The organism is Mitsuaria sp. TWR114 (assembly GCF_007997345.1).
Map to the genome: position 1 here is coordinate 1 of NZ_VOSR01001044.1, position 8,197 is coordinate 8,197.

Below are 8,197 nucleotides of genomic sequence, written 5' to 3' on the forward strand. Positions count from 1 at the left end.
CCCAGGCGCTGGGCAGCGGCGAGCGCCTGGCCCGCTCCGCCCCGCCGGTGCAGCTGAACCTGCTGGTGATGTTCGCCGCCAACTACGGCGGCACCACCTACCCGGAAGCGCTCAAGCTCATCGGCAGCACCATCGCCTGCTTCCAGGCCACGCCGGTGCTGGACACGCAGAACTCGCCCGGCATGGATCCGCGCCTGGACAAGCTCACGCTGTCCATCGAGCCGCTGAGCCTCAACGAGATGGCGACGCTGTGGGGCGTGCTCGGCGGGCGCTACCTGCCCTCGGTGCTGTACCGGGTGCGCCTGCTCACCATCGACGCCCGCCAGTCCGATGCCCAGCTGCCGTCGGTGCGCACGCCGGGCGTGGGCGTCGGGGCCCGCGGCTGACCGCGAAGGAGTACCTCATGGGCCCCTACCTCCCCCTGCTGCGCATCGACGTCGAACACGGCTATTACGCCGACGGACGTTGCCGCGGCCTGCGCTTCGTCCCCGCCGGCACCACCGCCGAGCGGCTGCGCCGCGCCGACGCGCTGGTGCGGGCCGACGGCGGCACGCTGCTGGTGCACGGCCCGGCCGAGGCGGTCGAGCGACTGCGCGCCGACACCGATCCCGACGACGGCGAGGCCGCGCTGGACTGGCTGGTGCATGCGACCGACGACGACTTCGCCTGCGGCACCGAGGACCCCGCCGACCGGCCGCGCGAGCTGCTGTGGGTCGCGCCCGGAGCTCCGAGCGCCGACGACGCGACGCTCGTCGCCACGCCCAGGGCGCTGGACGCGCCCGAGGTGACGGCGCTGCTCGCGCCGGGCGACCGCTGGCTGCCGCCCTTCGCGCTGCTGCACCTGCCGCTGCCCAGCCTGCCGGCGCATGGCCCGGCCGACAACGCCACCGCATGGCCAGTGCAGCTCCGCTGGCCGCTGGCGCCGCGCGCCACCGTCTGGAAGTACTGCCTGTTCGGCGACTGGCCGGAACCGGCGCTCGCCGTCGTCGACCTGGCCGGCGAGACCGAGTTCAGCGCGCCCGCCCCGGACCGCCTGGACAACGGCACGCCGATGCTGGCCATCCGTTCCCGCGTCCGGTTGCCGCTGGCCCAGCGCTCGCCGCGACGTTTCCAGCTGCGCAGCCGTCCCGACGGCGCCGGCAGTCCCAAGGTGCTGATCCGCCGCCTGCCCACCGCGGCGGCGCAACTGCTCGCCCGCGAAACGATCGACGGCCAACCGACGATCGTCTCCGAGATCCACGTGCATCGATAACCCGCAGAGGAGGCCGCCATGGCTATGAAGACACCCGGTGTCTATATCGTCGAGAAGAATGCGTTTCCCAACTCGATCGTCGAGGTGGCCACCGCGGTGCCGGCCTTCGTCGGCTACACGCGCCGCGCCGAGAACGGCGGCAAGTCGCTGCTCAACAAGCCATGGCGCATCAGCTCCATGGCGGAGTACCACACCTACTTCGGCCACGGGCCCGATCCGCGGCTGACCATCACCGAGGCGCCCGCGCCCGCCCCGTCCGACTTCCGCGCCGACGGCAAGGACTACGCGCTGACACAGGCCGACGGCGCCGACGGCGGCCGCTTCCTGCTGTACCGCGCGATGGTGCACTTCTTCCAGAACGGCGGCGGCCCCTGCTACATCGTGTCGGTGGGCGGCTACGGCGGCCAGGTCGAGGCGCCGGCGCTGGCAGGCGGCATCGAGGCCCTGATCAAGGAACAGGAACCGACGATGCTGGTCATCCCCGACGCGGTGCTGCTGCCGCGCGCCGACTGCGTCTCGGTGCAGCAGGCGATGCTGCAGCACTGCGGCGGCAAGATGCGCAACCGCATCGCGATCCTGGATGTCTGGGGCGGCTACCTGGACCGCAAGGACCCGGCCGGCGATCCGGTCGAGGCCTTCCGCAACGACCTGGGCGTCAACTACCTGGACTTCGCCGCGGCCTATTACCCGTGGGTCAACACCACGGTGGTCCAGGACAAGGACCTGGACTACACCCGCATCGCCAATCCCGCGCTGCTGGCCACGCTGCTGCGCGCCGAGCTGTCGCTGCCCGAGAACGTCGATCCCAAAACCACGCCGCCGCGCATCGCGCAGCAGGCCCAGGCGGTGGCCGACATCCTCAAGACCGACGACGACTGGACCCAGTACGTCACCGGCCTGGTCAACGCCTCGACCAAGACCGACGAGGAAAAGCAGAAGGCGCTCACGCCGGCCGCGCTGGCGGTCGCGGTGGAGACCCACAAGTCGCTGCTGCACAAGAGCCTGGTGTCGATGAGCCCGCTCTACAACGCGGTGATGACCGAGGCGCGCAACCGGCTCAACCTGCTGCCGCCCTCGGCCGCGATGGCCGGCGTCTACACCATGGTCGACAACAGCCGCGGCGTCTGGAAGGCGCCGGCCAACGTCAGCCTCAACGGCGTGGTGTCGCCGCAGGTGTCGATCTCGCACGAGGACCAGGAGGACCTGAACGTCACCACGCAGGGCAAGTCGATCAACGCGATCCGCTCCTTCATCGGCGAGGGCGTGCTCGTCTGGGGCGCCCGCACGCTGGACGGCAACAGCCTGGACTGGCGCTACATCAACGTGCGCCGCACGATGATCATGCTGGAGGAGTCCTGCCGCCTGGCGGCCAAGGCGATGGTCTTCGAGCCCAACGTGGCCAACACCTGGGTGACCATCAAAAGCATGATCGCCAGCTTCCTCACCGGCATCTGGAAGCGCGGCGGCCTGGCCGGCGCGGTCCCCGACGACGCCTTCAGCGTGCACGTCGGCCTGGGCGAGACGATGACGCCCGAGGACATCCTCGAAGGCGTCCTGCGCGTGACCGTGCTGGTGGCCATCAGCCGCCCGGCCGAGTTCATCGAGATCACCTTCCAGCAGCAGATGCAGAAGTCGTGAGGCCGGTCCGGCCCGCGGCCGGCATCCCGACCCACGACCCCGATTTCCATCCATAACCCTCGCGGAGGCAGGCAATGGCAGACGACGGATCAGCGCAATCGACCACGGTGTGGCCGCTCCCCAAGTTCCGCTTCGAAGTGAAGTGGGACTCGGCGGTGATGTCCTTCCAGGAAGTGTCCGGCCTGGACGTGGAAGCGCAGCCCATCGAGTACCGGCACGGGGACAGCCCCGCGTTCTCGGTGCTCAAGATGCCGGGCATGAAGAAGTACAGCGACGTCACGATGAAGAAGGGCGTCTTCAAGGGCGACAACAAGTTCTGGGACTGGTTCAACGAGATCAAGATGAACACCATCAAGCGCAAGCCGGTGACCATCAGTCTCCTGGACGAGGCCGGCAAGCCGACCATGGTCTGGACCCTGGCCAACGCCTGGCCGACCAAGATCACCAGCACCGACCTGAAGTCCACCGGCAACGAGGTGGCGATCGAGACCATCGTCATCGCGCACGAAGGCCTCACCATCGCCAACGCCTGATGCCGCCGCCCGTGACACGTTCCGCGTCGGCGTCGGCCCCGGCCCCGGGCCCGGCCCGGGCACCGGACGCGCTGCGGGCGCAGCTGCTGTATCCGCCGCCGGCCTTCCACTTCGCGGTGACCTTCGGGTCCAACGCCAAGGACCGCGACGGCGCCTTCCGCGAGGTCACCGGGCTGGGCCCGGAGCTGGAGACCGAGACGGTGGTCGAAGGCGGCCAGAACGCCTTCGTGCACCTGCTGCCCAAGGCGGCGAAGCATCCGAAGCTGGTGCTCTCGCGCGGCATCGCGACGATGGAGTCGCGGCTGCTGCTGTGGTGCCAGGCGGTGCTGGAGGGCGGCTTCGCGCAGCCCATCGCGACGCAGCAGCTGCATGTCTTCCTGCTCGACGGCGATGGCGCCCCGCTGCGGGTCTGGGCGGTGAGCAACGCGTATCCGGTGAAGTGGTCGGTCGAGGCCTTCCAGGCCACCCGCAACGAGGTCGCCATCGAGCGCATCGAGCTGGCCTACGCGGGATCGAGCCGGCTGGTGTGAGCGCCGCAGAGGACCAGGACCGAGGACGACGAGCATGAGCATCGAAGTGAGACAACTGCTGATCCGCTCCCAGGTGACGCCCGCGCCGGCCCCGCCGGCGCCCGCCCTGGCGCAGCGCGAGCTGCTGCGGCTGCGCGAGCAGCTGCTGGCCGAATGCCGCGCCTGGCTGGCCGACCGGCTGCGCGCGCAGCGGGAGCGCTGAGATGCCGGCCCCCTCCTCCGCCCCCTCCTCCTCGGGCGGCGGCGCCGACGGCGCCTCCACCGAGCTCACCCGGCTGCTGCTCACCCGCTACAGCCTGAGCCGCACCGGCACGGTCCAGCTGGACAAGGCCACCAGCTTCCAGGCGCAGATCAACCCGGCCGAGTTCAGCCACAGCTTCGGCATCCGCTACGACAAGACCAAGGCGCAGGGCTCGTCCGGCGTCGAGCCCAAGTTCAGCACGATGGACGACGAGCGCGTCGCCTTCAACATCGTGCTGGACGGCACCGGCGTCGTGCCGCCAGTGCCCGGCCAGCCGCCCGACGTGAAGGGCCAGCTGGCGCAGCTGAGCAAGGTGGTCTACGAATACGTGGACCTGCGCAGCGAGCCGCCCTACGTGCGGGTGCTGTGGGGCACGCTGATCTTCTTCGGCCGGCTGGAATCGCTGAAGGCGCAGTACACCCTGTTCAAGCCCGGCGGCGACCCGCTGCGGGCCAAGGTGGACCTGAGCTTCGTCGGCGCGATGAGCAAGGAGGAGGAACGCCGCGTCACCCAGCGCGCCAGCACCTCCGAGCAGACGCGCACCGTGCGGATGTACGGCAACGAATCGATCGGCCAGGTCTGCGAGCGCATCTACGGCGATCCCTCGGTCTTCATGAAGGTCGCCCGCTTCAACGGCCTGACCGACTTCCGCAACATCCCGCCGGGCACCGTGCTGCGGTTCCCGCCGATGGAGAAGTGACATGCCCGGCGTCTCCCCCAACCAGGACACCGTCGGCGTCGTCACCCTGGCCGTGCTCGCCAACGGGCAGCGGCTGGAGGCCAGCGCCGACCTGATGTCCGTGACCATCCGGCGCGCGGCCAACACCGTGCCGTCGGCGCGGCTGGTGTTCAACGACGGCGACATGCCGGACCGCGACTTCCCGCTCAGCGACTCCGCGCACTTCAAGCCCGGCGCCCGGCTGACGATCCGGGCCGGCTACGGCCAGCAGGAGGACACGATCTTCGAAGGCCTGGTCGTGCGCCACGGGCTGCGCGTGCAGGGCGACAACGACGCGCGCCTGGTCGTGGACTGCCGCGACGCGGCGGTGAAGATGACCATCGGCCGCCGCAACGCCAACTACATCGACCAGCTCGACAGCGACATCATGAGCACGCTGGCCGGCGCGCACGGCCTGTCGGCCCAGGTCGACGCCACCACCGTCACCCATCCGGAGCTGGTGCAGCACTTCTGCAGCGACTGGGACTTCCTGCTGACGCGGGCCGACGCCAACGGCCTGCTGGTGATCGCCACCGATGGCGCGCTGGCGGTGACCGCGCCCGCGGCCGAGGGCGAACCGGCCCTGGCGGTCACCTACGGCATGGACCTGATCGACTTCGAGGGCGACGTCGACGCGCGCCACCAGTACGGCAGCGTGGCGACCTGGACAGTACGACGCTGTCGGCCGTCATCGGCCTGGAGAGCTTCCGGCTGCAGGCCGGCGCGCCGCAGTCCAAGGACATGCTGACCCAGTGGGCGAAGGCGCAGCAGGTCAAGTCCGGCCTGGCGCGGATGCGCGGTCACTTGAAGTTCCAGGGCAGCGCCAAGGCGCGCGTCGGCGGGCTGATCGCGCTGCAGGGCGTCGGCGCCCGCTTCAGCGGCACTGTCTTCGTCACCGGGCTGCGCCACCACATCGAGGACGGCGCCTGGACCACCGAGGCCGAGTTCGGCCTCGATCCCGACTGGTTCAGCGCGCGGCCCGACGTGCCGGCACAGCCGGCGGCGGGCCTGCTGCCGCCGGTGCCCGGCCTGCAAGTCGGCGTGGTGCTCAAGCTCGACGGCGACCCCACCGGCGAGCCCCGCATCCAGGTCAAGGTGCCGGTGCTGCAGGCCGAGACCGAGGGCGTCTGGGCCCGGCTGCTGCAGGGCCACGCCAGCAGCGGCTTCGGCGCCTTCTTCCTGCCCGAGGTCGGCGACGAGGTGGTGCTGGGCTACTTCGCCGGCGACCCCTCGCACCCGGTCGTGCTGGGCAGCCTCTACAGCAGCGGCCGCACGCCGCCCTACGCGCTGGCCGCGCCCAACGACACCAAGGCCTTCGTCACGCGCTGCGGCCACAAGCTGGAGTTCGACGAGAAGGACCAGGTCATCACCGTCGCCACGCCGGCCAACAACCGCATCGTGCTCAGCGACAAGGACAAGTCCATCCGGCTCGAGGACCAGAACGGCAACACCGTCGAGCTCAAGCCCGGCGGCATCGCGCTGGACAGCCCCAAGGACATCACCGTCACCGCGCAGGGCCGCATCGCGCTGGACGCGGTCGGCGCGGTGAGCATCAGCTCGCAGGCCGACGTCCAGGCCACCGGCCTGAACGTCAACTGCGAGGCCCGGATCGGCTTCACCGCCAAGGGCAATGCCGCCGCGGAGCTCTCGGCCTCGGGCCAGACCGTGGTCAAGGGCGCGATGGTCATGATCAATTGAGCAAGGAGCCACCATGCCCCCCGCCGCCCGACTCACCGACCTGCATGTCTGCCCCCTGGTCACGCCGGGGCTGCCGCCGGTGCCGCATGTCGGCGGGCCGGTCATCGGCCCGGGCGTGCCCACCGTGCTGATCGGCCTGCTGCCCGCCGCGGTACAGGGCGACAACGCGACCTGCGTCGGCCCGCCCGACGCGATCGTGATGGGCTCCACCACGGTGCTCATCGGCGGCCGGCCGGCGGCGCGCGTCGGCGATGCCACCGCGCACGGCGGCAACGTCGCGCTCGGCCTGCCGACCGTGCTGATCGGCGGCTGACGCGCACCGCGGCGTCCCCTTCACCGCTCCCCACCGCCCCACCCTCACGGACCTCGACATGGACGGCGAACTCGACTTCCTCGGCACCGGCTGGGCCTTCCCGCCGGCCTTCGACCGGCGCACCCGCGGCGCGGTGATGGTCTCCGGCGTGGCCGACGTCGAGGAGAGCCTGCGCATCCTGCTGACCACCACGCCCGGCGAGCGCGTCATGCATCCGAGCTACGGCTGCGGCCTGCGGCGCATGGTCTTCGAGACGATGAACGACAGCACGCTCACCGAGATCCGCAGCCTGATCGAGAAGGCCATCCTGTTCTTCGAGGCCCGCATCGCGCTGAACGCGGTCGACATCGACACCTCGGGCCTGTACGACGGCGTGCTGCGCATCCGGCTGGACTACACGCTGCGCAGCAGCAACAGCCGCCACAACCTCGTGTTTCCGCTCTACCTGCGCGAGGGCGAGGTGCTGGGGAGCGAACCCGCATGACGACCGGCACCGAACAGCGCGAGCGCTTCCCGATGGCCCTGGAGCCCGGCTACTTCCGGCCGGACGACCTGAGCTTCGAGCAGCGCGTGGACATGATGGCGCGGCTCGCGGAGCAGCTGCGCTTCATCGACCTCGACGACCAGGAGGACGGCGACTGGCGCGGGCTCTTCGCCACCGACCCGACGCTGGTGATGGCCGGCATCGCGGCGCTCGATCCCTGGCCGCTGCAGCAGCAGTTCGGGCGCGACGCGGACTCGGCGCCGCTGGAGCTGCTGGCGCGCCAGGTGCTGGGCCTGGCGGCGCGGCTGGACCACTGGTGGCGCGCGCTCGCCGGCATCCATGACGACGCGCCGCGCGTGCTGCGCGAGCGCATCCAGCAACTGGTGGAGCAGCAGCTCGCTGCCGATCTGCGCTGGGTGGAACGTCGCTTCCTGCGGCGCGGCGACGAGGCGGCCGCGAGCCGGCCGACCGGGCCGGTGGAGCGCGACCTGTCGCGGATGTGGCATCGCACGATCGGCGAGGAGCCGGCGGCCGATGCCGCCGCCGAGCGCGAGGACCGCGAGCGGCTGCGGGAGCGCTTCTTCGCCTTCCTCAGCGCGGTCGAGGAGGTCCGCCGGCTGGCGCGCGAGCTGCTGCCCGACAGCATGGCCACCGCCAACCACGAGCCGGCGGCGGCCTTGTTGATCGCCTTCCTGAAGGTCTGCGAGACCGCGCAGCGCGAGGTCAACCGCCTGCCGGCGCGCCACACCGCCTTCTACTACCGCGATTGCCTGGGCTTCGGCCCGGCGCC

At 70.9% G+C, this 8,197-nt stretch carries 12 protein-coding genes; all 12 read left to right on the forward strand.

The window, feature by feature from the left end:
* A partial coding sequence (locus FUT87_RS27130; protein WP_147242986.1) for a DUF4255 domain-containing protein occupies positions 1-386 on the forward strand: 386 nt, incomplete at its 5' end.
* Between the two features lie 17 nt (positions 387-403).
* On the forward strand, positions 404-1,252 hold the full coding sequence (locus FUT87_RS27135; RefSeq protein ID WP_147242987.1) for a hypothetical protein: 849 nt from the start codon (positions 404-406) through the stop codon (positions 1,250-1,252).
* 18 nt (positions 1,253-1,270) lie between these two features.
* Positions 1,271-2,890, forward strand: a complete 1,620-nt coding sequence (locus FUT87_RS27140; RefSeq protein WP_091734224.1) for a phage tail sheath C-terminal domain-containing protein — start codon at positions 1,271-1,273, stop codon at positions 2,888-2,890.
* A gap of 107 nt (positions 2,891-2,997) precedes the next feature.
* Positions 2,998-3,423 (forward strand): phage tail protein, encoded by a 426-nt coding sequence (locus FUT87_RS27145; protein WP_233218237.1) that lies wholly within the window; start codon positions 2,998-3,000, stop codon positions 3,421-3,423.
* Positions 3,424-3,434: 11 nt separating this feature from the next.
* A complete protein-coding gene (locus FUT87_RS27150; RefSeq protein WP_255512067.1) occupies positions 3,435-3,953 on the forward strand; it encodes a phage tail protein in 519 nt (172 codons plus the stop codon).
* 34 nt (positions 3,954-3,987) lie between these two features.
* Positions 3,988-4,155 carry a DUF5908 family protein gene (locus tag FUT87_RS29630; protein ID WP_175538506.1) on the forward strand — a complete coding sequence of 56 codons (168 nt, stop codon included), beginning with the start codon at positions 3,988-3,990 and terminating at the stop codon, positions 4,153-4,155.
* A 1-nt stretch (position 4,156) separates the two neighbouring features.
* Positions 4,157-4,894: a peptidoglycan-binding protein gene (locus tag FUT87_RS27155; RefSeq protein ID WP_147242989.1), complete on the forward strand. Its 738-nt coding sequence runs from the start codon at positions 4,157-4,159 to the stop codon at positions 4,892-4,894.
* A 1-nt stretch (position 4,895) separates the two neighbouring features.
* On the forward strand, positions 4,896-5,660 hold the full coding sequence (locus FUT87_RS31205) for a phage late control D family protein (RefSeq protein WP_255512068.1): 765 nt from the start codon (positions 4,896-4,898) through the stop codon (positions 5,658-5,660).
* Complete coding sequence (vgrG, locus tag FUT87_RS27160; protein WP_255512069.1) at positions 5,654-6,610, forward strand: type VI secretion system tip protein VgrG; 957 nt, start codon at positions 5,654-5,656, stop codon at positions 6,608-6,610. Before FUT87_RS31205 ends, vgrG begins: the two co-directional genes overlap by 7 nt.
* Positions 6,611-6,623: 13 nt before the next feature.
* Positions 6,624-6,923, forward strand: coding sequence for a PAAR domain-containing protein (locus FUT87_RS27165; protein WP_091734234.1), 300 nt, complete (start codon positions 6,624-6,626; stop codon positions 6,921-6,923).
* A 58-nt stretch (positions 6,924-6,981) separates the two neighbouring features.
* Positions 6,982-7,407 carry a GPW/gp25 family protein gene (locus FUT87_RS27170; RefSeq protein ID WP_091734236.1) on the forward strand — a complete coding sequence of 142 codons (426 nt, stop codon included), beginning with the start codon at positions 6,982-6,984 and terminating at the stop codon, positions 7,405-7,407.
* The coding region (locus FUT87_RS27175; protein ID WP_147242990.1) for a hypothetical protein at positions 7,404-8,197 on the forward strand (794 nt) is incomplete at its 3' end. The genes FUT87_RS27170 and FUT87_RS27175, both read left to right, overlap by 4 nt.

Bases quoted from the DNA above. Each gene is read 5' to 3' on its own strand.
- FUT87_RS27155 (WP_147242989.1), top strand. From the start codon at position 4,157: ATGCCGGCCCCCTCCTCCGCCCCCTCCTCCTCGGGCGGCGGCGCCGAC.
- FUT87_RS31205 (WP_255512068.1), top strand. From the start codon at position 4,896: ATGCCCGGCGTCTCCCCCAACCAGGACACCGTCGGCGTCGTCACCCTG.
- FUT87_RS27170 (WP_091734236.1), top strand. From the start codon at position 6,982: ATGGACGGCGAACTCGACTTCCTCGGCACCGGCTGGGCCTTCCCGCCG.
- vgrG (WP_255512069.1), top strand. From the start codon at position 5,654: ATGCTGACCCAGTGGGCGAAGGCGCAGCAGGTCAAGTCCGGCCTGGCG.
- FUT87_RS29630 (WP_175538506.1), top strand. From the start codon at position 3,988: ATGAGCATCGAAGTGAGACAACTGCTGATCCGCTCCCAGGTGACGCCC.
- FUT87_RS27165 (WP_091734234.1), top strand. From the start codon at position 6,624: ATGCCCCCCGCCGCCCGACTCACCGACCTGCATGTCTGCCCCCTGGTC.
- FUT87_RS27135 (WP_147242987.1), top strand. From the start codon at position 404: ATGGGCCCCTACCTCCCCCTGCTGCGCATCGACGTCGAACACGGCTAT.
- FUT87_RS27140 (WP_091734224.1), top strand. From the start codon at position 1,271: ATGGCTATGAAGACACCCGGTGTCTATATCGTCGAGAAGAATGCGTTT.